General features: G+C 36.0%; 26 protein-coding genes. 24 read left to right on the top strand and 2 right to left on the bottom strand.

The annotated features are described in order from the left end of the window. The 9 genes from KI369_RS05180 to KI369_RS05140 all read left to right on the top strand — a co-directional run. The coding region (locus KI369_RS05180) for a LysM peptidoglycan-binding domain-containing protein (protein WP_212955259.1) at positions 1-292 on the top strand (292 nt) is incomplete at its 5' end. 58 nt (positions 293-350) lie between these two features. Next, positions 351-1,127 (top strand): metallophosphoesterase, encoded by a 777-nt coding sequence (locus KI369_RS05175; RefSeq protein ID WP_212955258.1) that lies wholly within the window; start codon positions 351-353, stop codon positions 1,125-1,127. Then, positions 1,127-2,002, top strand: coding sequence for a MerR family transcriptional regulator (locus KI369_RS05170; RefSeq protein ID WP_212955257.1), 876 nt, complete (start codon positions 1,127-1,129; stop codon positions 2,000-2,002). Before KI369_RS05175 ends, KI369_RS05170 begins: the two co-directional genes overlap by 1 nt. Positions 2,003-2,079: 77 nt before the next feature. Continuing rightward, positions 2,080-2,688: a genetic competence negative regulator gene (locus KI369_RS05165; RefSeq protein ID WP_212955256.1), complete on the top strand. Its 609-nt coding sequence runs from the start codon at positions 2,080-2,082 to the stop codon at positions 2,686-2,688. A gap of 349 nt (positions 2,689-3,037) precedes the next feature. Next, positions 3,038-4,324 (top strand): NAD-specific glutamate dehydrogenase, encoded by a 1,287-nt coding sequence (gene gudB, locus KI369_RS05160; protein WP_000225171.1) that lies wholly within the window; start codon positions 3,038-3,040, stop codon positions 4,322-4,324. Positions 4,325-4,402: 78 nt separating this feature from the next. Continuing rightward, positions 4,403-4,612, top strand: coding sequence for a hypothetical protein (locus KI369_RS05155; protein WP_048527009.1), 210 nt, complete (start codon positions 4,403-4,405; stop codon positions 4,610-4,612). A 92-nt stretch (positions 4,613-4,704) separates the two neighbouring features. Then, positions 4,705-4,941: a DUF3961 domain-containing protein gene (locus tag KI369_RS05150; protein ID WP_097949100.1), complete on the top strand. Its 237-nt coding sequence runs from the start codon at positions 4,705-4,707 to the stop codon at positions 4,939-4,941. Positions 4,942-5,020: 79 nt separating this feature from the next. After that, positions 5,021-5,551 carry a peptidoglycan recognition protein family protein gene (locus KI369_RS05145; protein WP_212955255.1) on the top strand — a complete coding sequence of 177 codons (531 nt, stop codon included), beginning with the start codon at positions 5,021-5,023 and terminating at the stop codon, positions 5,549-5,551. 109 nt (positions 5,552-5,660) lie between these two features. Next, on the top strand, positions 5,661-6,641 hold the full coding sequence (locus KI369_RS05140) for a YpdA family putative bacillithiol disulfide reductase (protein ID WP_212955254.1): 981 nt from the start codon (positions 5,661-5,663) through the stop codon (positions 6,639-6,641). 37 nt (positions 6,642-6,678) lie between these two features. Here KI369_RS05140 and ansA read toward each other — a convergent pair whose 3' ends face one another. After that, the gene (gene ansA, locus KI369_RS05135; protein ID WP_071757508.1) at positions 6,679-7,653 is read right to left on the bottom strand and encodes an asparaginase; all 975 of its coding nucleotides are present in this window, start codon (positions 7,651-7,653) and stop codon (positions 6,679-6,681) included. Positions 7,654-7,833: 180 nt separating this feature from the next. Here ansA and KI369_RS05130 point away from each other — a divergent pair, with 180 nt between their 5' ends. The 4 genes from KI369_RS05130 to KI369_RS05115 all read left to right on the top strand — a co-directional run bounded on the left by KI369_RS05130 (position 7,834) and on the right by KI369_RS05115 (position 11,358). Beyond that, complete coding sequence (locus KI369_RS05130; protein WP_186327128.1) at positions 7,834-8,007, top strand: YpfB family protein; 174 nt, start codon at positions 7,834-7,836, stop codon at positions 8,005-8,007. Positions 8,008-8,135: 128 nt separating this feature from the next. Continuing rightward, positions 8,136-8,813, top strand: coding sequence for a (d)CMP kinase (gene cmk / locus KI369_RS05125; RefSeq protein WP_144610560.1), 678 nt, complete (start codon positions 8,136-8,138; stop codon positions 8,811-8,813). 334 nt (positions 8,814-9,147) lie between these two features. Beyond that, positions 9,148-10,296: a 30S ribosomal protein S1 gene (rpsA, locus tag KI369_RS05120; protein WP_212955253.1), complete on the top strand. Its 1,149-nt coding sequence runs from the start codon at positions 9,148-9,150 to the stop codon at positions 10,294-10,296. 12 nt (positions 10,297-10,308) lie between these two features. After that, entirely contained in the window at positions 10,309-11,358 is a 1,050-nt protein-coding gene (locus KI369_RS05115; protein WP_212955252.1) for a type 2 isopentenyl-diphosphate Delta-isomerase, read from the top strand. A 318-nt stretch (positions 11,359-11,676) separates the two neighbouring features. Here the strand turns inward: KI369_RS05115 and KI369_RS05110 are convergent, their stop codons facing one another. After that, a complete protein-coding gene (locus KI369_RS05110) occupies positions 11,677-11,811 on the bottom strand; it encodes a YpzI family protein (protein WP_000513900.1) in 135 nt (44 codons plus the stop codon). A 116-nt stretch (positions 11,812-11,927) separates the two neighbouring features. Between KI369_RS05110 and KI369_RS05105 the strand changes: the two genes are divergently transcribed. From KI369_RS05105 to folE, 11 genes are all read left to right on the top strand, one after another. Beyond that, positions 11,928-12,539 carry a YphA family membrane protein gene (locus KI369_RS05105; protein WP_212955251.1) on the top strand — a complete coding sequence of 204 codons (612 nt, stop codon included), beginning with the start codon at positions 11,928-11,930 and terminating at the stop codon, positions 12,537-12,539. Then, positions 12,532-13,425 (top strand): YIEGIA family protein, encoded by an 894-nt coding sequence (locus KI369_RS05100; RefSeq protein WP_212955250.1) that lies wholly within the window; start codon positions 12,532-12,534, stop codon positions 13,423-13,425. The genes KI369_RS05105 and KI369_RS05100 overlap by 8 nt, the downstream gene beginning before the upstream one ends. Then, a complete protein-coding gene (locus tag KI369_RS05095) occupies positions 13,422-13,607 on the top strand; it encodes a capping complex subunit for YIEGIA (protein WP_061677809.1) in 186 nt (61 codons plus the stop codon). The genes KI369_RS05100 and KI369_RS05095 overlap by 4 nt, the downstream gene beginning before the upstream one ends. A gap of 124 nt (positions 13,608-13,731) precedes the next feature. Further along, positions 13,732-15,042, top strand: coding sequence for a ribosome biogenesis GTPase Der (der, locus tag KI369_RS05090; RefSeq protein WP_048527026.1), 1,311 nt, complete (start codon positions 13,732-13,734; stop codon positions 15,040-15,042). Between the two features lie 18 nt (positions 15,043-15,060). Then, a complete protein-coding gene (locus KI369_RS05085) occupies positions 15,061-16,083 on the top strand; it encodes an NAD(P)H-dependent glycerol-3-phosphate dehydrogenase (protein ID WP_212955249.1) in 1,023 nt (340 codons plus the stop codon). Between the two features lie 115 nt (positions 16,084-16,198). Then, positions 16,199-16,450 carry a stage VI sporulation protein F gene (locus tag KI369_RS05080; RefSeq protein WP_000369753.1) on the top strand — a complete coding sequence of 84 codons (252 nt, stop codon included), beginning with the start codon at positions 16,199-16,201 and terminating at the stop codon, positions 16,448-16,450. Between the two features lie 265 nt (positions 16,451-16,715). Continuing rightward, positions 16,716-16,919: a DUF2768 domain-containing protein gene (locus KI369_RS05075; RefSeq protein ID WP_212955248.1), complete on the top strand. Its 204-nt coding sequence runs from the start codon at positions 16,716-16,718 to the stop codon at positions 16,917-16,919. A 65-nt stretch (positions 16,920-16,984) separates the two neighbouring features. Further along, a complete protein-coding gene (locus KI369_RS05070; protein ID WP_212955247.1) occupies positions 16,985-17,698 on the top strand; it encodes a YphF family lipoprotein in 714 nt (237 codons plus the stop codon). Between the two features lie 242 nt (positions 17,699-17,940). Beyond that, a complete protein-coding gene (gene spoIVA / locus KI369_RS05065) occupies positions 17,941-19,419 on the top strand; it encodes a stage IV sporulation protein A (RefSeq protein ID WP_000416522.1) in 1,479 nt (492 codons plus the stop codon). Between the two features lie 299 nt (positions 19,420-19,718). Beyond that, positions 19,719-19,991 carry an HU family DNA-binding protein gene (locus KI369_RS05060; RefSeq protein ID WP_001043860.1) on the top strand — a complete coding sequence of 91 codons (273 nt, stop codon included), beginning with the start codon at positions 19,719-19,721 and terminating at the stop codon, positions 19,989-19,991. A 120-nt stretch (positions 19,992-20,111) separates the two neighbouring features. After that, on the top strand, positions 20,112-20,681 hold the full coding sequence (gene folE / locus KI369_RS05055; protein WP_001151482.1) for a GTP cyclohydrolase I FolE: 570 nt from the start codon (positions 20,112-20,114) through the stop codon (positions 20,679-20,681). Positions 20,682-20,889 lie beyond the last annotated feature (208 nt).

Genomic DNA, 20,889 nt, shown 5'->3' with positions numbered 1-20,889 from the left:
TACAGATAAATATATACAGGTGAAAAGTGATGGTAATAACGCTGGGAAAAGTGCATTTGAGGTTATTTTCTTTGATTCAGCTAAATCTGAGTCTGAGGCACCATCTGAGAAAGTAGTAACGCATACGGTAAAAGAGGGAGAAACTTTAAAAAGTATAGCGAAGCAATATTTTTCAGATGAAACTGGGATTGAAGTGATTAAAAAGTATAATGATTTACAAGAAGATGAAGTGAATGTAGGTCAAGAAATAAAAATTCCGATAAAAGATAAATCCACAAAGCAGGAGAGTTAGCAACATACTTAATATAAAAACTGAGGATTATCTTTATGAGGAAGGGAGTAAAAAATATATGATATGGATTATCTTATTAAGTACTCTCATATGTATGGGTATTCTATTTCTTCTTGTAATGTATACAGAAGCGATGCGTAATACTGTGTTAGAACATACTTTAATATTTGAAGAATTTCCGAAAAGTTTTCAAAAAGTAAAGGTGTTTTTTATTTCTGATATTCATAGAAGAGTCATTTCAAATTCATTAATTGAACAAGTAAAAGGAAAAGTAGACCTTGTAATTATTGGCGGTGATTTAGCGGAAAGAGGCGTCCCTTTATCGAAAATCTCTGCAAATATACAAAAGTTAAGAGCGATAGCTCCTGTATATTTTGTATGGGGAAATAATGATTATGAGATTGAATATCATGAATTAGATGCTTTGTTATTAGAAAATAATGTGAAAGTTTTAGATAATACAAGAGTTGTATTTGAGTCTGAATTAGGAGAGAAAATTTGTTTACTCGGTGTAGATGATGTTGGTTTGAAACGTGATCGTTTAGATTTAGCGTTGGCTGATTGCATAGAAGATGGTTTTCGCATATTAATTAGCCACAACCCTGATATAATAAATAAAATGTCTGGAAAAGAACAAATTTCACTTGTGTTAAGTGGACATACACATGGAGGACAAATTCGATTATTCCCATCTAAAAAATATTTAAAAGGTGGCGTGTATAAGCATTCAAATATGACTCTATTTGTTAGTAATGGGTATGGAACAACTTTGATTCCACTTCGCTTCCGAGCACCTGCTCAAACACATATTATTACGTTATGCGGAGGGAAATGATGCCGACTCTAAACGGGAAATATAACATAAAAGCTGTTTCGAATATAATTGGAATTCAGCCAAGTACGCTTCGTGCATGGGAAAGACGATATCAAATTATTGCCCCGAAGCGGAATCATGCGGGGCATCGATTATATACAGAAGAGCAAATACAAATTTTGAAATGGTTAATGGACAAGGTTTCTTCCGGCATGATGATTGGACAAGCGGTTCAATTATTGGAAGGGAATCGTTTGCAGAGTAATGTTCAAAAAGAAATACATTCCGATAGAGAAGTTGTTTTAGTGGACGATTTACTACAAGCTTTGTTAAAATTTGATGAAATTACAACTTCTACATTGTTAAACGAGGCTTTTAGTATTTATGCAACAGAAAAAGTTATAGCAAGTATTGTTCTTCAACTGTCAAATAAATTGTTAACGTTAAAAAATAATAATGAAGTTACAATGATGCAATTCCAATATGGCGTATCATTTTTACAAACTCGTCTAGGTATGGTGTATCATAATGCATCATCATTTTCTTCTATACACAAAGTGGTCTTGTTAGAAAATAATATGTTGAAAGGGTTTGTTTTCTCAACGTATTTACGCTTAAAAGGATATGAGGTGATATATATTAGGTCAAGCTTAGCAGGAGATAGTATTTTGCAAGCTGTTGAGCAAATACAACCTACATATGTAGTAGTCTCTTTTGATGATGGGCGAGAACTTAAGAACGCCATGAACTACGTGAATTTGTTGCAAGAAAAAAGTGAGAACCTTTCAGTTGGATTTATAGGAGAAATAAGTGCTCGAGATCAGTTGAACATTCAAACAAGCCTAATTGGTGATACGAAAGAAGAATGGGATGATTGGTTAAAAATGTTAGAATAGTTGTTCGAAAAGAACCATCTATTTTCTATTTCATATAATAAAAATTATATTCATTGGTTACGTAGGGAGGGTATGGGATGAGGCTGGAACGATTAAATTACAATAAGATAAAAATTTTCTTAACATTTGATGATTTATCTGAACGAGGATTAACGAAAGAAGATTTGTGGAGAAATGCACCGAAAGTACAGCAATTGTTTCGTGATATGATGCAAGAAGCAAATAAGGAACTAGGATTTGAAGCGGATGGTCCGATTGCAGTTGAAGTATTTTCTCTACAAGCGCAAGGGATGGTCGTAATTGTAACGAAAGAACATCAAGATGTGGATACAGATGATGAGTTCCGTGATGAGTTTATTGAAATGCAAGTGACTCTAGATGAAAGTGAGCATATACTTTATGAGTTTGCTACACTAGACGACGTAATTAACCTGTCGAATCGTTTATATAACCTTGATGTAACTGGCGGAAAACTATACACGTGGGATAATCGCTTCTATCTTTGGATGGAAGAAGAGGAGCAAGTTCAATTGCTGAAGGCAGATTTTATAGCCATTTTAGCAGAATATGGTAATCCGTCTACAGCTACTATTTATCGTCTAATGGAGTATGGTAAAGAATTAATGGCTTCTCAAGCAATTGAACAAATACACAATTACTTTGTGAAAAAACAAAACCTTAGCTAATATAACAAAGCTAAGGTTTTGTTTTTATTTGGAAACCCTAAAATGTTGGTCTGACAATGTCAAAATAATCAATGGTATAGCGGGAATCATAAATACTTGGGCGTTCTTTACTTTACTTAAAAGTATCTTCTTAAGGTGTTATATATAAATAAAATAAAAAATATTTAAATATTTAAGTATTTTACTTTTCTAAAAGTAATAAAAAGACTATAATGATAGTGAAAACGCTTGCAACAAAAAACGGTTTGTATATATTTGTTAGCGTTTTCTATTGCATTCCAAATTTAACGGTGTATACTAGGCAATGAAGGTTTACTAAACAAGTGAAATTACAGGGGGTTTACTTACTATGGTAGCCGAAAAGGGAACTCAAACAAAAACACAACAACAAAGGGAACAACATTTTGAACTATTGAATTCGACACAAATTGTTATTAGTGAAGCATTAGAAAAATTGGGTTATCCAAACGAAGTATATGAATTATTAAAAGAACCAATTCGTATGATGACAGTGAAAATACCAGTTCGTATGGATGACGGGACTGTTAAAATATTTACAGGATATCGTGCACAACATAATGATGCTGTTGGTCCAACGAAAGGTGGAATTCGCTTCCATCCGAATGTAACAGAAAACGAAGTGAAAGCACTTTCAATCTGGATGAGTTTAAAATGTGGTATTGTTGATTTACCATATGGCGGAGGTAAAGGTGGAATTATCTGTGACCCACGTGAAATGTCATTCCGTGAGTTAGAAAGATTAAGTCGCGGTTATGTACGAGCAATTAGTCAAATCGTAGGACCGACGAAAGATATTCCAGCTCCAGATGTATTCACAAACTCTCAAATTATGGCATGGATGATGGATGAGTATAGCCGTATCGATGAATTTAATTCACCAGGATTTATTACAGGTAAGCCACTTGTATTAGGTGGATCACATGGACGTGAAACAGCAACAGCGAAAGGTGTAACAATTTGTATTCGTGAAGCTGCAAAAAAACGCGACATTGATATTAAAGGTGCACGCGTTGTTGTTCAAGGATTCGGTAATGCTGGAAGCTTCTTAGCTAAATTTATGCATGATGCAGGCGCGAAAGTTATTGCAATCTCGGATGCTTACGGTGCATTGCATGATCCAAACGGATTAGATATTGATTATTTATTAGACCGTCGTGATAGCTTCGGTACAGTAACAAAACTATTTAATAATACAATTTCAAACAAAGAATTATTAGAACTTGATTGCGACATTTTAGTTCCAGCTGCAATTGAGAACCAAATTACAGAAGAGAATGCTAATAATATTAAAGCGAAAATCGTTGTTGAAGCTGCAAATGGTCCAACAACATTAGAAGCAACTAAAATTTTAACAGATCGCGGCATTTTACTTGTTCCAGACGTATTAGCAAGTGCTGGTGGTGTAACAGTATCTTACTTTGAGTGGGTACAAAATAACCAAGGTTACTACTGGACTGAAGAAGAAGTAGAACAACGTTTAGAAAAAGTAATGGTAAGGTCATTTGATTCTATTTATGAAACAGCACAAGTTCGTAAAGTGAACATGCGCTTAGCAGCGTATATGGTCGGTGTTCGTAAAATGGCTGAAGCAAGTCGCTTCAGAGGTTGGGTATAATATTATAGCGTGAGAAAACGTGATTCCTTTCGAGGGAATCACGTTTTTTTGTTGAAGTATTAGAGCGAGGTGTTGTATATGGAAAATGAAATGATGGAACGAGTAGAACAATTAGAAGAAAAGGTTAAGAGGTTAGAGGGAGAACTAGCGAGAACGACGAAATCCGAAAAAACAAGTATCGTTCGGGTGTTTGGGGAAGGACTGCTGTTTTTAATATTTGGTGCGGTTGTAGTAGGGCCGATTATCGCCTTTGTAATCACGATTCTTACTTCGTTTGCTGAAAAATAAAAAGAAAAATAAAAGAACGCTTGTTCTACACGAACAAATGTGCTATACTTTCCTTAGATAAACAAAACGGAAATGATTTTAAGGAGAGATAAATGATGAAAATGACAGTAGACCAAAGATTTATGATGCCAGCAGATGTTGTAGAACGAGTGGAAGTATTAAGAAACAAACAAAGTAAGCGTGGCACATTATTACAATCAGTAAATAATTTTTTCGGTTTAGATACGAAAGAAGATTGTGTTTGGTTTTACGGTTTTTATGGTGTTGCTGTAAGTATTTTATTATTTATGGTGTTCACATCGAATATTTTCGATTTTCTCTTCGCGTAAGAAATATGCGATAAGGACATTGCTACCGAATACATATATAAAGAAGTAAGGTAATCTTCTAAATCGGGAGTTGGTAGTAATGGCGATGTTTCCTATAGAGCGTAACTATATTGGATATGGAAGTTCACGACCGGGAATTCCTCTCTCTAAAGTAAGATTTATTGTAAGTCATGATACGGGGAACCCTGGTAGCAATGCGATAGGGAATCGGGATTATTTTAATGAAATACAACCGAAAGCTTCGGCACATACATTTATAGATGATAAAACAATATTGGAAATTGTTCCTATAAATGAAGTGGCCTACCATGTTCGATATGGTGTGTCGACGGATAATGACTTATATGGTTATGATGCGAATAAGGCGGCCATTGGAGTGGAACTTTGTTATGGTGGTGATGTTAACTTTTGGGAAGCGTATACCCGTTTTACGTGGTATCATGCGTATTTATGCCAAAACTTCGGCTTGAATCCGAAAAAAGCTATCGTATCACATAAAACCCTTGACCCAGCTAGAAAGATTGATCCTGAAAATGTATTAGGGAAACAAGGTATTAAATTTCAGCAGTTTTTAGCAGATGTCTATCGGATGTACGTTTCGTTTAGATGACAAATATATGAAAAATGAATACAATAAAGATAGGTGCCTACTGCTGTAAGTAGGTTTTTTCTTGTTTTTATAAATAGTGTATTGGTAGAAGACTAGGAGTGAGCCGGGTATGCAGAAAGAAACAGCTATCATAATTGGAGGCGGTCCGTGCGGATTAGCAGCAGCAATTTCGTTGCAAAAGGTAGGGATAAATCCGTTAGTAATTGAAAAAGGAAACATTGTAAATGCGATTTATAATTATCCAACTCATCAAACATTTTTCTCTTCTAGTGAAAAATTAGAAATTGGTGATGTAGCTTTTATTACGGAAAATCGTAAGCCAGTTCGAAATCAAGCGCTTGCGTATTATCGTGAAGTAGTAAAGCGTAAATCTGTACGTGTAAATGCTTTTGAGCGAGTGGAGAAAGTTCAAAAAGATGGAGAAGTTTTTCATGTTGAGACGACAAAGCGTGACGGAAGTAAAGAAATATATATAGCGAAATATATTGTTGTAGCAACTGGATATTATGACAATCCAAATTATATGAATGTTCCAGGTGAGGAATTGAAGAAAGTAGCTCACTATTTTAAAGAGGGGCATCCTTATTTTGATCGAGATGTAGTAGTTATAGGTGGAAAAAATTCGAGTGTAGATGCCGCGTTAGAACTTGTTAAAGCAGGTGCACGTGTAACGGTACTATATCGCGGAAGTGAGTATTCACCAAGTATAAAGCCGTGGATTTTGCCGGAGTTTGAGGCATTAGTACGAAGCCGCACAATTCAAATGCATTTCGGGGCTCACGTGAAGGGAATTACTGAACATACGTTAACGTTTACAGTTGATGATGAGGCATATACAATCCAAAATGATTTTGTATTTGCGATGACTGGTTACCATCCTGATCATAGCTTCTTAACGAAGATGGGTGTTCGAATTGATGAGGAGACAGGACGTCCGATTTATGCAGAGGATACGATGGAAACAAACGCTGAAAATATTTTCATTGCAGGTGTAATCGCTGCTGGAAATAATGCAAATGAAATATTTATTGAGAATGGTCGATTTCATGGAGATGCGATTGCGCAAACCATTGCAACAAGAGAGATGTAAAAAGAAGCTGTCGAAATAAACTTCGACAGCTTCTTTTTTAATCGTGCATAAACATATTTTGGATTGTTTCATGTGAAGTCGTATTCTCTAGTGCAACTAATAATTTAATACGTGCTTTTTGGGCATTTAAACCATATGTGAATACAATCCCCATATCTTTTAATTGTTTGCCGCCACCTTCATATGAATATACATCTTGAACGATGCCGTTGAAACAGCGAGAAACTAATACGACAGGAATTCCTTTATTTATTAATCGTTCTAGACTAGGAAGTGTTCTTGGAGGTAAATTACCTTGTCCAAGTGCTTCAATAACAATCCCGTCTACTGGAAGATTTTCAATTGCTGCTAACAATGTATCGTCCATACCAGCGTACGCTTTTAGAACGACTACATTTTTAGAAACTTTTTTTACTGAATATGTTTCGTGATGTACTAAAGCATGGTGGAATACAACGCCGCGCTTTGTTACCATACCAATTGGTCCATATTGTGGACTCTGGAATGTTGCTACATTACTTGTATGTGTTTTCGTTACATTTGTAGCGCAATGAATTTCGTCGTTTAATACGACTAAAACGCCTTTTTCTGCGGCTTCATTACTGCTAGCGACTTTTACAGCTGATAAGAAGTTATATAGACCGTCAGCACCTAATTCATTACTAGAGCGCATTGCGCCTGTCACAACGATCGGAATAGTTGCTTGTACTGTTAAATCTAAGAAATAGGCAGTTTCTTCTAATGTATCCGTACCATGCGTAATGACTACGCCATGAATGTTGTCTTGTTTTACTCTTTCATCAATGATGACTTGTAACTGTAACATTTCGCTCGGTGTCATATGAGGAGATGGTAGATGGAACACATCTTCAACGATTAAATCAACATCGCCTTCTAAATCAGGAATAAATTTTAAAAGAGGATTTTTTTCACCTGGTTGTACGACCCCAGTTTCTTTATCTTCCTCCATTGCAATTGTTCCACCTGTGTGTAAAACTAGGATTCTTTTCAATGCTTATACCCCTTTCAAGTAAAAAAATACATTTAGAACATAACATGTTTTAAGTAAATTCGACAATGGAAATGTATAAAAGTATGCCTCGAAAATGACAATAAAGTTAGCTGTTATATGTACGATGTATAAAATCATGAAACGAAATGTGTAAATATAAGATAGGAGGTAGCAATTACGTTGAAAAAGATGGAGAAAATTTTTATTCGTATATTAGTAATACAATTCATTTGTCTTTTTGTTGTGCAATTGTTATTTATACATAAGTCATCAGTGAAATATTTATCTAAAATTGTTTATTATGAAGGTGTCATGGTAAAAAACAAAGCAGAAATCTTACAGGTGAATAGGTAGTTTTCATTTTCTTCTATGAAGGATTATGCTACAATAATTGAGGATTTAATGACGTGAAGCAAATGAGAAGAAGCAGGAGAATACCTGCTTTTCGTTTTGTTTTATAAGTGAAAAAATGAGGTGTTACAATGGATAAACGAATTTCAATTGCTATAGATGGTCCAGCAGCTGCTGGAAAAAGTACGGTTGCAAAAGTTGTGGCAAAGAAACTTTCTTACGTTTATATTGATACAGGCGCAATGTACCGCACGATTACATATGCAGCCCTTGAACAAAAAGTGGACATTGAAAATGAAGAGAAGTTAATGGAAGTTGTAAAGAATGTAAATATTGAGTTTCAACAAGGAGAAAATACACAACTTGTATTTTTAAATGGACAAGATGTTTCGGAAGTAATTCGTACACCTGAGGTGACGAATCGAGTATCTATTGTGGCGAAACATCGACTTGTTCGTGAAGAAATGGTACGTCGTCAACAAGAGTTAGCGGAAAAAGGCGGCGTTGTAATGGATGGCCGTGATATTGGTACACATGTGTTACCAGATGCTGAAGTGAAGATCTTTATGCTTGCTTCTGTTGAAGAAAGAGCAGAAAGAAGACATTTAGAAAATATGAATAAAGGTTTCGATTCTAATTTAGAGCAGTTAAAAAAAGAAATTGCTCAGCGTGATAAATTAGATTCAGAACGCGAGGTTTCTCCTCTAAAGAAAGCTGATGATGCATTGGAATTAGATACAACTTCTTTATCAATTGAAGAAGTTGTCCAAAAAATTATGAGTATTGTTTCAGGAGTGTTTGCGAAATAAAGGAAGGGGATAGCCTCTTTCTTTTTTTGTTTGTATAGAAATGTAAAGGATACGTGAATTGTGAGTCTCTTTCCTTGACAAATGATCGTATTTGTAAGAAGTTAGTAAAAGAGAGATAAAACTTTCAGAATATATTCGCTATTATATTTCAAAACATACTTTCTTCAAGGTGATTTTGCTGTATACTATTTATATAGGTTTAATATATTTTCTAGTGAAATGTATGAAAACTGAGTATGTGATGATAAATTCTTAAACATGCAAATGAAAACAATTGTTTTCATTTCGTATATACATAAAAAATGCTTTGTCAATTCTGTAGGGAGGTATTTCCATGGTAGAGAAAATGAATGAAGAAGTTATGGATTCAAAAGAATTACAAGTTGGTGACGTTGTTACAGGTTCTGTAACGAAAGTTGAAGAGAAACAAGTGCTTGTAAATGTTGGATACAAAACAGATGGCGTAATTCCAATTAGTGAATTAGCTAACGTTCATATTGAAAAAGCAAGCGATGTTGTAGAATTAGATCAAACGCTAGAATTAAAGGTTATTAAATTAGAAGAAGAAGATCTTGTTTTATCTAAGCGTGCTGTTGATGCAGAAAAAGCATGGGTAGAATTACAAGAGAAATTTACTTCTGGTCATGTATTTGATGTGACTGTAAAAGATATCGTGAATGGTGGATTAGTTGTGGACCTTGGTGTTCGTGGTTTTATCCCAGCTTCACTTGTAGAAGTACATTATGTAGAAGATTTTACTGACTATAAAGGCAAAACATTAGCCGTGAAAATTGTTGAATTAGACCGCGAAAAAAATCGTGTAATCCTTTCGCATAAAGCAGTAGTAGAATTAGAACTAGATTCTAAGAAAAAAGAAGCGATTTCTTCATTAAAAGAAGGAGACGTTGTTGAAGGAACAGTGCAACGATTAACGGATTTTGGTGCTTTCGTTAACGTTGGTGGTGTGGACGGTTTAGTTCATATTTCACAAATTTCGCACGAACGTGTAGAGCAACCTTCTGAAGTATTAGAGCAAGGTCAAAAGGTAAAGGTAAAGGTATTATCTGTTGATGCTGATACACAACGTATTTCTTTATCCATTAAAGCAGCTCAACCGGGACCTTGGGAAAATGTTGCTGGAGAAATAAAAGCTGGCGATATTCGTGAGGGAGTAGTAAAACGTCTTGTTACATTCGGTGCATTCGTTGAAATTTTACCTGGCGTTGAAGGTCTTGTGCATGTATCTCAAATTGCAAATCGTCACGTGAAAAATCCAAATGAAGTATTGGAAATGGGACAAGAAGTAAAAGTGAAAGTGCTTGAAGTCCATGTAGCAGAGAAACGTATTTCTTTAAGTATAAAAGAAGCGCTTGAGGAAAATAATGTAATTGAAGATTACAGTCAGTATGAACCAAATGCTGATTCTGCTACTTTCCAATTAAGTGATATTATTGGTGAACAACTGAAAAAATTAAAGAAATAAAGAGGGGTACAAGTGGTAAGGGCAAAACGTAAATTAGATCATATTGAATACGCTCTTTCTACTGGTCAGTCTCGTGCGCATGGCTTTCATGATATTGATTTTGTGCATCAAAGCTTGCCAAATTCAAGTTATGACACAATAACATGTGAAACAAAAATCGGCGAACTTTCACTAAGTTCGCCGATTTTTATCAATGCGATGACTGGTGGTGGAGGAGAGAAAACGTTACATATTAATGAGCAATTAGCATATGTAGCAAAACAACATAATCTTGCTATGGCTGTAGGTTCGCAAATGGCGGCGTTAAAAGATGAAAGTGAGGCTGCTTCTTATAAGATTATCAGAAAGGTAAATCCAAATGGTATTTTCTTTGCTAATTTAGGTAGTGAGGCAACTATCGAACAGGCAGAGCGTGCCGTTGATATGATTGAAGCGAATGCATTGCAAATTCATTTAAATGTCATACAAGAGTTAACGATGCCAGAAGGAGACCGTGACTTTACTGGTGTACTTCAGCGCATTGAGAAAATTGTTTTAAATAGTAAAGTTCCTGTCATTGTGAAAGAAGTTGGATTTGGGATGAGTAAGGAAACAATGCAACAGTTGGCGAGCATAGGTGTAACCGCAATTGATATTGGCGGACAAGGTGGTACAAATTTTGCTGCTGTTGAAAATGAAAGAAGACAGCGAATGCTTTCTTATTTTAATAACTGGGGCATACAAACAACAACCTCGATTATTGAAGCAACCTCTACAAATAATAACCTCTCTTTTATTGCATCTGGGGGTATACAAACAGCGCTTGACGTAGCGAAAGCAATCGCATTAGGGGCGAATACAACTGCGTTTGCTGGATACTTTTTACGTATTTTAATGCAAGATGGTATCGAGAAGTTAGTGGATGAAATTGATCTTTTACATACAGATTTGAAATTTATTATGACAGCTCTCGGTGCGAAGACGATAGAAGAGTTACAGTCTGTACCTCTTGTTGTAAAGGGCGAAACGTATCATTGGTTAACGCAGCGTGGAATTGATACTACGCATTATAGTAGAAGATAAAAAATCAACCGTTTGGTTGGTTTTTTTGTTTTTTGTTCTTTTTTAGTAATATAAAGTGAGGAATGAATTAATATTCTATCAAAATAAAATTGTTATTATGTGTATAAACATTAGCTTGTGAAAATTGCGACTGAAATAGAGGCTGAAAAATGAAGATATTGTACGGATAAATTATTGGAAAGGGTTTAATTTTGTCAAAGAAAATAGGTGGAGGTAAAAATAAATCCTAGAAAGATTTATATGTGAAATGTTATTTTGATATAAGTAAAAATGAAAAAGACGGTTTCGTACAATATCGAAACCGTCTTTTTGTATTCATTAGTGCTGATTCTGTTTGCGAGCTTGCTCTGGTGTATCTAGTCCAGTTGCACCCGGATATTGTAGTGATTGGTCACGGTCAGATTCAACGCGGCGTGATTCTCTTAGTTTTCGTTCTTGGCGATCTTTACCCATAATGAATAGCACCTCCTTATTAAAAGTGTTGCTGTTATATGAAAAAACTATGCGCGAAGAAAGTGGATTAACTTTCATAAAAAGTTCCCATAATGGAAAACATAGGAGGTGAAATGATGGAAGGGAGTACTTTTTATTTTGTAGCTTGGATAGGGTGGGTTATCGTAACTTTTCTTATGAAAAAGGATTCTATACGTTGGAAGATAAGCGCCTGTATATTGATTTTTATTATTTGCTCTCCGTTACATGTAACGATTGCTTCATTCATGGTATCAGTAAATGCACTTTTGCTTTGTATTGTAGCTTTTATAGGAATCACGCTCTATTCTATTTGGAAAAAATTATATAGCTTACTTTCGGCACTTATTATTGCAATGTTATATACAAGTTTTCATCTGTTAGAAGTATATGATCCAATTTGGATTGTAGTGGACAGGTTGTTTTTGTTAAGTAGTGTCCTTGTGTATGCATCGGTTTTATTACATGAAGATCGCATACTACGATTATGTTCTCTTTATATAGGAATGTTACAGGGAGAATTATTAGTGACGTTTATTTTTCGGAAACTACATTTTCCGTATGATTACGGTAGTTTAGCGTTTTTTGATATCGTCGCCGTTTCTACATTTTTTATGGCAATTTTGTTTTGGATTGCGAAAGCATCAGTATATATGGAACAGTTCAAGAGGAAAACACGTAAAAGAAAGGCGAGGGTAATACATGACTGAATATACACCGGCCATTTTATGCGGCGTAATAGCGGGGACAGTAACGAGAGTGTTAATGCTTAGGACAGATACGCGGCAATATCCGACGAGGCTCCACGGGAAAATTATTCACATTGCGATGGGGTTAATTGCAGCGGCTTTAGGTGCAATTGCAATTCCATCAATTTTGAAAAAAGATTTTTCTGCCATTACGTTTCTGACGTTAGCAGCAACACAGTTTCGTGATGTGCGTAATATGGAAAGAAATACACTTCAACAATTAGATGGATATGAGCTCGTACCGCGTGGAAATACATACATTGAAGGAATTGCATTGGTTTTTGAAAGTCGCAACTATTTGGCGATGTTAACGTCGTTTGCAACGACGTTTGCGTATATAGGGTTCCATTCATGGATTGCTGGAGTAATTATGGCTATAATCGCATTTTTTATCGCGAAAAAATTAATGTCAGGCAGAAGGTTACATGATCTTGTTGATATCGAGCATGTTCCACTTCGTTTTGAAGGAGCGGGGTTGTATATTGATAATATTTACATTATGAATATTGGATTACCAGCAAGGCAAGAGGAGATTATGAAATATGGAATGGGCTTTATTTTAAGGCCAAAATCAATTGATGCGATGGTGACAATCTCAAACTTAGGGCAACGACAGGCTATTTTACATGATGTTTCTGTCGCTTTAGGGATTTATAGAGATTCTGGTACGCCGGCGCTTGTGCCGTTAGCAAAACGTGATTTAGAAGATGGTAGGGTTGGGATCTTTGTCTTGCCACAAGATCAAGATGCAGAGAAAGCGATAGGTGTCATAGGGAATGTACCGACGTTAGAAAGTGCTGTTCATATGTCATCGGAAGCCCCGAAAGGAAGGGGAGATAAAAGATGATGTTAGAAAGTGTAATTCTTGCAGTTATTACAACAGCGCCGGAGAAATTTGCTGGTGGTGCCCCTTTGTTTACTTGTGAATCGACAGAGGAATTAGAATTTGTTGCAAATAATTTAGAGGCAATTTTAGATGGTATTGCGCATCGCTTACAAGAGAATGTATATATTATTGTGAAACATTAGCAACGTGTGTTATAATGTGAGGTGTTTTGATACGTTGAGAAATATTCTGGAATGCAAATCCCTTCTTGCACAAAGAAGGGTTTTTTACATAATAAACAGAAGCAAGTTGAAAGGATGAAAGTATATGCCGAAACCAGTAATAGCAATAGTAGGCCGCCCGAACGTAGGGAAATCTACTATTTTCAATAGAATTGTTGGAGAGAGAGTTTCAATCGTAGAAGATATTCCAGGTGTAACGCGCGATCGTATTTATAGCGCTGGAGAATGGTTAAATCATGAATTTAACATTATTGATACAGGTGGAATTGATATTGGAGACGAGCCGTTTTTGACACAAATTCGTCAACAAGCTGAAGTAGCGATTGATGAAGCAGATGTTATCATTTTTATGACAAATGGTCGTGACGGTGTAACAGCAGCGGATGAAGAAGTTGCAAAAATTTTATATCGTTCTAAAAAACCAATTGTTCTTGCGGTAAATAAAGTGGACAATCCTGAAATGCGCAGTGATATATATGACTTTTATGCATTAGGATTTGGCGAGCCATTCCCAATTTCAGGTACACATGGATTAGGATTAGGTGATTTATTAGACGAAGCTGCACAGCATTTTCCGAAGATTGAAGAAGACGGATATGATGAAGATACAATTCGTTTCTCTTTAATTGGACGTCCAAACGTAGGGAAATCATCACTTGTAAATGCTCTTCTTGGTCAAGAGCGTGTAATTGTTAGTAATGTAGCAGGAACAACTCGTGATGCTGTCGATACACCATATAGTAAAGACGGAAAAGATTATGTAATTATCGATACAGCTGGTATGCGTAAAAAAGGAAAAGTGTATGAAAGTACAGAAAAGTATAGTGTACTTCGTGCACTAAGAGCGATTGAACGTTCTGACGTTGTTTTAGTCGTTTTAGACGGTGAAGAAGGAATTATTGAACAAGATAAAAAAATCGCTGGATATGCTCATGATTCAGGGCGAGCTGTTGTGATCGTTGTAAACAAATGGGACGCAGTGAAAAAAGATGAGAAAACAATGAAAGCATTTGAAGAAAACATCCGTGCTCACTTCCAATTTTTAGAGTACGCACCGATTGTGTTCTTATCTGCGAAAACGAGAAAACGTACACAAACGTTAATTCCGGTTATCGATGAGGTAAATGAGAGTCACAGTATCCGTATTCAAACGAATGTATTAAATGATGTAATTATGGATGCGGTAGCGATGAACCCAACGCCAACGCATAACGGTAGTCGTCTGAAGATTTTCTATGCAACACAAGTTGCGGTAAAACCACCAACATTTGTTGTATTTGTAAACGATCCAGAATTATTGCACTTCTCGTATGAGCGCTTCTTAAAGAATCGTTTACGTGAATCATTTGGCTTTGTAGGAACGCCGATTCACATTATCGCTAGAGCAAGAGACTAATGGAGAGGATGTGATTTTATGACAAAAATCACAGTAGTTGGAGCAGGTAGCTGGGGAACAGCGTTAGCGATGGTATTAGCTGACAATGGGCATGATGTACGTATTTGGGGAAATCGTTCTGAACTTATGGATGAGATTAATACAAAACATGAGAATAGTCGATACCTTCCAGGAATTACATTGCCAAGCACAATCGTAGCCTACTCTTCTTTAGAAGAAGCATTAGTAGATGTACATGTAGTACTTCTTGTAGTACCAACGAAAGCGTATAGAGAAGTATTGCAAGATATGAAAAAATATGTAGCAGGTCCGACTACTTGGATTCATGCAAGTAAAGGAATTGAACCTGGTACGTCAAAACGTATTTCGGAAGTGATTGAGGAAGAAATTCCTGAGGACTTGATTAAAGATGTTGTTGTACTATCTGGACCGAGTCATGCTGAGGAAGTTGGTTTACGTCAAGCGACAACTGTTACGTCTGCAGCAAAGCGTATGGAAGCGGCTGAGGAAGTACAAGACTTGTTTATGAATAGCTACTTCCGTGTATACACAAATCCAGATATCGTTGGAGTTGAGCTTGGTGGTGCGTTAAAAAATATTATCGCATTAGCTGCGGGGATAACTGATGGACTTGGATTAGGTGATAATGCGAAAGCGGCATTAATGACACGTGGTTTAACAGAGATTGCTCGTTTAGGAAGAAAAATGGGCGGAAATCCGTTGACGTTTGCTGGTCTAACTGGTATGGGAGACTTAATTGTAACTTGTACAAGCGTCCATAGCCGAAATTGGCGCGCTGGGAATATGCTCGGAAAAGGACACTCTTTAGAAGAAGTGTTAGAAAGCATGGGTATGGTTGTCGAAGGTGTAAGAACAACGAAAGCTGCTCATGAATTGGCAGAGAAAATGGAAGTGGAAATGCCGATTACAGCCGCTTTATATGACGTGCTATTTAATGGGAATGATGTAAAAGATGCAGTAGGCTCATTAATGGGACGTGTTCGAAAACATGAAGTAGAAGCTATACCTGACTTACTGTAAAGAAAAGCGACAGAAGTACATTCGTACTTCTGTCGCTTTTTATTTTTTTGGGTCTTTTCACCATATTTTTATTTTTGCATAGGATAAAGAGTAACTTGAGGAGAGGGTGAAAAGGATGGATAATAACATTTTTAATAACATTGAAAAAGAAGCAAAAGTGAATAAAGAAGATATTTTTAAATTAGCATCATCTGTACAAAATGCGAATTTACGTGATGAGACTGTGCTTCGTCAATTGATTCATCAAGTGGCTCTTATGGCAGGACGTGAAGTGCCGAAAGAACAAGAGGATCAAATTGTAAAAGCGATTATTAACAATAATATGCCGGCAGATTTTGGTTCGTTAAGCAAAATGTTTAAAAAATAAAATATGAGAAACAAAGAGTTTGTAGATTGCATATGATAGCTATGAAAGTATGGGAATAGAGCTGTTTGGGCATATTTGGTCAACCGAAGCGAGAGATACACTCGCTTCGGTTTTATTTTTGTCTAGAGTAGTGAAAGGTGCGAAAAAAACTGTTGATTCAAGCTATATATTCGTAATTTGTAGTAAAATGTTCTTTTTGTATTTGTTTAAAGATTTTAATTTGTTAAAATAGTATAAAAATAGATTAATAAAAAGGGGTGTGTATATGTCAGAAGGGCTTTTAAAAATGTGGTTTGCTTTAGGAGCAATTGGATTTATGTTTTTTGCAGTAAGTTTTATTTTACTAAGTAGATATAAAATAAAGAATAAATTATTGAAAGGGATTACAGCATTAGTAGCCTACACCCTTATGATTGTGTCAGGAATTGTTATTTTTCTTGTAGTATTTAGTGGACCTGTACAGCAGTAAAGGGAGTAGTCTCGAAAATGCAACATACGGAGCAAGTCATATTTAGTATGAAAAGGTGATTTTTAGTGAAAAAAGTACATATTATTTTAATATTTTGTTGTATGAGCCTTTTAACGGGATGTCTGTATCCGAAAGAAAATATGAAACAAAATGCTGTTCCTTATGAAGATCAGCTACAGGTCGTTCAAAAAGCCGTTGCGACATTTAAGGAGCAAAATGATGGGATATTACCAATTAAGACTCGGGAGATGAATACGCCTATTTATCAAAAGTATCCAATCGATTTTCAAAAGATTGCTCCGCGTTACATACAAGAAGCGCCAGGGAACGCGTATGAAAGCGGAGGAGTATATCAATACGTATTAATAGATGTTGAAACAAACCCAACAGTAAAGTTAATTGATGTTAGGATGGCTGAACAAATTCAGGAGTTATCATTAAAGCTTAGGATGTATCGGGATGAACATCAATACCCACCTTTTAAAAAGGTAATTTCAGATGGTGTGTATGAATTAGATTTCAAAAAACTAGGATATAAAGATGTGCCGCAAGTGACAAGTCCGTATTCTGGTAAAGGACTTCCTTTTGTAATCAATGAAAAGGGAGAAGTTTATGTTGATTATCGAATCGACTTATATGAAGCGTTGAAAAAAAATGAAGGGCAATTTAAGGAGGGGGAAGATATTCGGAATATACTTTCGAAAGATTCTCCGTTTGTACCTGCGTATTCTTTACCGTACACGGTAAAGAATGGAGAACCAATTTTTTTAAAATCATAAGTCATGAACCTTTCTTTTAGTGAATAAGTTCTAGAAGAAAGGTTTTTTATGTTACACAACTTGTGATGCAAACAAAAGGTATTTTTTAATAGTCATATGAAATTGGACAAAATTATATGATATATTGTCCGAACTTCTAGAATACCATTATATTATATCAGATATTATAGGCAACGTTAGAGAAGGTATTAGTTGACTATAAACGTGGAATTATTCCCAAAAATATTGAGGGAGGGAATCACTTGGAAAAGGTAGATATTTTTAAAGATATTGCGGAACGCACAGGCGGTGATATTTATTTTGGAGTTGTAGGAGCTGTTCGAACAGGGAAATCAACATTCATTAAAAAATTTATGGAACTTGTAGTTATTCCTAATATTGAGAATGAGTCTGACCGTCAAAGGGCGCAGGATGAACTGCCTCAAAGTGCTGCTGGTCGTACAATCATGACGACGGAACCGAAGTTTGTTCCAAACCAAGCGGTTTCTATCGAAGTAGATGAAGGTCTTGAAGTGAATATTCGATTGGTAGATTGCGTCGGATATACGGTTCCAGGAGCGAAAGGCTATGAAGATGAGAATGGCCCGCGCATGATTAATACTCCTTGGTATGAAGAGCCTATTCCATTCCATGAAGCTGCAGAAATCGGCACACGTAAAGTAATTCAAGAGCATTCAACAATTGGTGTTGTAATTACAACAGATGGAACGATTGGTGAAATTCCAAGAAGAGATTATATAGAGGCAGAAGAACGTGTAGTAAATGAGTTAAAAGAAGTGGGAAAACCTTTCATTATGATCATCAACACTGTACAGCCGTATCATCCAGATACAGAGCAATTGCGCCAAAGTTTATCTGAAGAATATGATATTCCAGTCATTGCGATGAGTGTCGAAAGTTTAAGAGAAACAGATGTGTACAATGTGCTTCGAGAGGCGTTATTTGAGTTCCCTGTTTTAGAAGTGAATGTGAACCTTCCTAGCTGGGTGATGGTGCTAAATGAAGGGCATTGGTTACGTCAAAGTTATCAAGAAGCTGTTCAAGAGACTGTGAAGGATATAAAACGTCTTCGTGATGTGGACCGCGTCGTTTGGCAGTTTAGTCAGTATGAATTTATTGATCGAGCGAGCCTAGCTGGCATTGATATGGGGCAAGGTGTAGCAGAGATTGACTTATATGCACCGGATGAGTTGTACGATCAAATTTTAAAAGAAGTAGTAGGAGTAGAAATCCGAGGGAAAGATCATTTATTGAAGCTTATGCTCGATTTATCTCATGCGAAAGTAGAATACGATCAAGTGGCGGATGCCCTGCGTATGGTAAAGCAAACAGGATATGGTGTAGCGGCGCCTGCGTTAGCTGATATGAGCTTAGATGAGCCAGAAATTATTCGTCACGGTTCAAGGTTTGGTGTGAAATTAAAAGCTGTAGCTCCGTCTATTCATATGATTAAAGTGGATGTGGAGTCAACGTTTGAGCCAATCATTGGTACTGAGAAGCAAAGTGAAGAACTAGTTCGTTATTTAATGCAAGATTTTGAAGATGACCCATTATCAATTTGGAATTCTGATATATTCGGACGTTCGCTTAGCTCTATTGTACGAGAAGGTATTCAAGCGAAACTATCTTTAATGCCAGAAAATGCGAGATATAAATTAAAAGAAACGCTAGAAAGAATTATTAATGAAGGATCTGGCGGATTAATTGCGATTATATTATAAGAAAAAATCCCTCTCATCGTAGAGGGATTTTTTTTGATTTTTGCGTATGGAATAGAAAAATAAACAGTCATTATCTAATATATTGTTGTAAATTGTCAAGTTTCATCAGATTTTCACATTTTAAGAGTAACAATTTCCTTAAAAATATTGAATTATAAAGGAGAATCGTATAATATAGGCGTTGATAATGATTTATCTACATCTTTGTAGTATAGAATTTGCAAAAATTGCCTACAAATGAAAGTAAGACTCATTTTATGATCATTATACAGTCTTATCTTTGGGAGGAGGTGAATGGCATGAACAAGACAGATTTAATCAATGCTGTTGCAGAAGCAAGTTCCCTTTCTAAAAAGGACGCAACAAAAGCAGTAGACGCTGTTTTTGATTCTATCTTAGAAGCTTTAAAACAAGGTGATAAAGTACAACTGATCGGATTCGGTAACTTCGAAGTTCGTGAGCGTGCGGCTCGTAAAGGTCGTAACCCACAAACAGGTGAGGAAATTGAAATCGCTGCAAGTAAAGTACCTGCATTCAAACCTGGTAAAGCGTTAAAAGATGCGGTTAAATAATCCTTACATATTAACAGGGAAGAAGAGTTTCCTTTTTGGGAACTCTTCTTTTTGCTTTTAAAAACATAAATATGCTAGAATGTGTTCGTATCACTTTTAGGTTTTCGGGAGGGCTAGCGGATGGCAAAAGTTAATTTAGAACAAATTGAACATGCAGTACGCCTTATTTTAGAGGCAATCGGAGATGACCCAAATCGTGAGGGAGTACTTGATACACCAAAGCGTGTTGCAAAAATGTACGCAGAAGTGTTTTCGGGTATGCATGAAGATCCGAAAGAACATTTGCATAAAGTGTTCGGAGAAGATCACGAGGAGCTTGTACTAGTAAAAGATATACCGTTTTATTCGATGTGTGAGCATCATTTAGTTCCATTCTATGGAGTTGCTCACGTTGCATATATTCCGCAAGGCGGAAAAGTGACAGGGTTAAGTAAATTAGCTCGTACTGTAGATACAATTGCACGTCGTCCACAACTACAAGAACGTATTACATCAACAGTAGCGAACTCTATTATGGAAGTACTAGAGCCGCACGGTGTAATGGTAGTAGTAGAAGCGGAACATATGTGCATGACGATGCGTGGTGTGAAAAAGCCAGGTGCGAAAACAGTAACAACAGCAGTACGTGGTGTATTAGAAAACGATGCAGCGGCACGTAGTGAAATTTTATCTTTTATTAAAACGAAGTAAAGAAAAGTAGGAAACTGCTTTTCTTTTTTTTTTATGTAAATAAATGATATAGTTTTAGCAAGACAGATTGAGAATAGAAAGACTACTTGTAAGAATGAAAGATGTTATTTCGTTTGGTGGAAGTTTGGAAAGAGTAGCCAAGTTTTGGTTATAGAAAATAGAATGTATGTGTTATAATAAGTTTTATGAATTAGAAAACAAGGGTGAT

The sequence above is a fragment of the Bacillus sanguinis genome (genome assembly GCF_018332475.1).
GTDB classification, from domain to species: Bacteria; Bacillota; Bacilli; order Bacillales; family Bacillaceae_G; genus Bacillus_A; species Bacillus_A sanguinis.
The sequence above is the reverse complement of the archived record's forward strand: the minus strand, read 5'-3'. Positions and strand labels throughout refer to the sequence as shown.

Coding starts and splice junctions, on each gene's coding strand:
- KI369_RS05175 (WP_212955258.1), top strand. CDS start 351: ATGATATGGATTATCTTATTAAGTACTCTCATATGTATGGGTATTCTA.
- KI369_RS05170 (WP_212955257.1), top strand. CDS start 1,127: ATGCCGACTCTAAACGGGAAATATAACATAAAAGCTGTTTCGAATATA.
- KI369_RS05165 (WP_212955256.1), top strand. CDS start 2,080: ATGAGGCTGGAACGATTAAATTACAATAAGATAAAAATTTTCTTAACA.
- gudB (WP_000225171.1), top strand. CDS start 3,038: ATGGTAGCCGAAAAGGGAACTCAAACAAAAACACAACAACAAAGGGAA.
- KI369_RS05155 (WP_048527009.1), top strand. CDS start 4,403: ATGGAAAATGAAATGATGGAACGAGTAGAACAATTAGAAGAAAAGGTT.
- KI369_RS05150 (WP_097949100.1), top strand. CDS start 4,705: ATGATGAAAATGACAGTAGACCAAAGATTTATGATGCCAGCAGATGTT.
- KI369_RS05145 (WP_212955255.1), top strand. CDS start 5,021: ATGGCGATGTTTCCTATAGAGCGTAACTATATTGGATATGGAAGTTCA.
- KI369_RS05140 (WP_212955254.1), top strand. CDS start 5,661: ATGCAGAAAGAAACAGCTATCATAATTGGAGGCGGTCCGTGCGGATTA.
- cmk (WP_144610560.1), top strand. CDS start 8,136: ATGGATAAACGAATTTCAATTGCTATAGATGGTCCAGCAGCTGCTGGA.
- rpsA (WP_212955253.1), top strand. CDS start 9,148: ATGGTAGAGAAAATGAATGAAGAAGTTATGGATTCAAAAGAATTACAA.
- KI369_RS05110 (WP_000513900.1), bottom strand. CDS start 11,811: ATGGGTAAAGATCGCCAAGAACGAAAACTAAGAGAATCACGCCGCGTT.
- KI369_RS05105 (WP_212955251.1), top strand. CDS start 11,928: ATGGAAGGGAGTACTTTTTATTTTGTAGCTTGGATAGGGTGGGTTATC.
- KI369_RS05100 (WP_212955250.1), top strand. CDS start 12,532: ATGACTGAATATACACCGGCCATTTTATGCGGCGTAATAGCGGGGACA.
- KI369_RS05095 (WP_061677809.1), top strand. CDS start 13,422: ATGATGTTAGAAAGTGTAATTCTTGCAGTTATTACAACAGCGCCGGAG.
- der (WP_048527026.1), top strand. CDS start 13,732: ATGCCGAAACCAGTAATAGCAATAGTAGGCCGCCCGAACGTAGGGAAA.
- KI369_RS05085 (WP_212955249.1), top strand. CDS start 15,061: ATGACAAAAATCACAGTAGTTGGAGCAGGTAGCTGGGGAACAGCGTTA.
- KI369_RS05080 (WP_000369753.1), top strand. CDS start 16,199: ATGGATAATAACATTTTTAATAACATTGAAAAAGAAGCAAAAGTGAAT.
- KI369_RS05075 (WP_212955248.1), top strand. CDS start 16,716: ATGTCAGAAGGGCTTTTAAAAATGTGGTTTGCTTTAGGAGCAATTGGA.
- KI369_RS05060 (WP_001043860.1), top strand. CDS start 19,719: ATGAACAAGACAGATTTAATCAATGCTGTTGCAGAAGCAAGTTCCCTT.
- folE (WP_001151482.1), top strand. CDS start 20,112: ATGGCAAAAGTTAATTTAGAACAAATTGAACATGCAGTACGCCTTATT.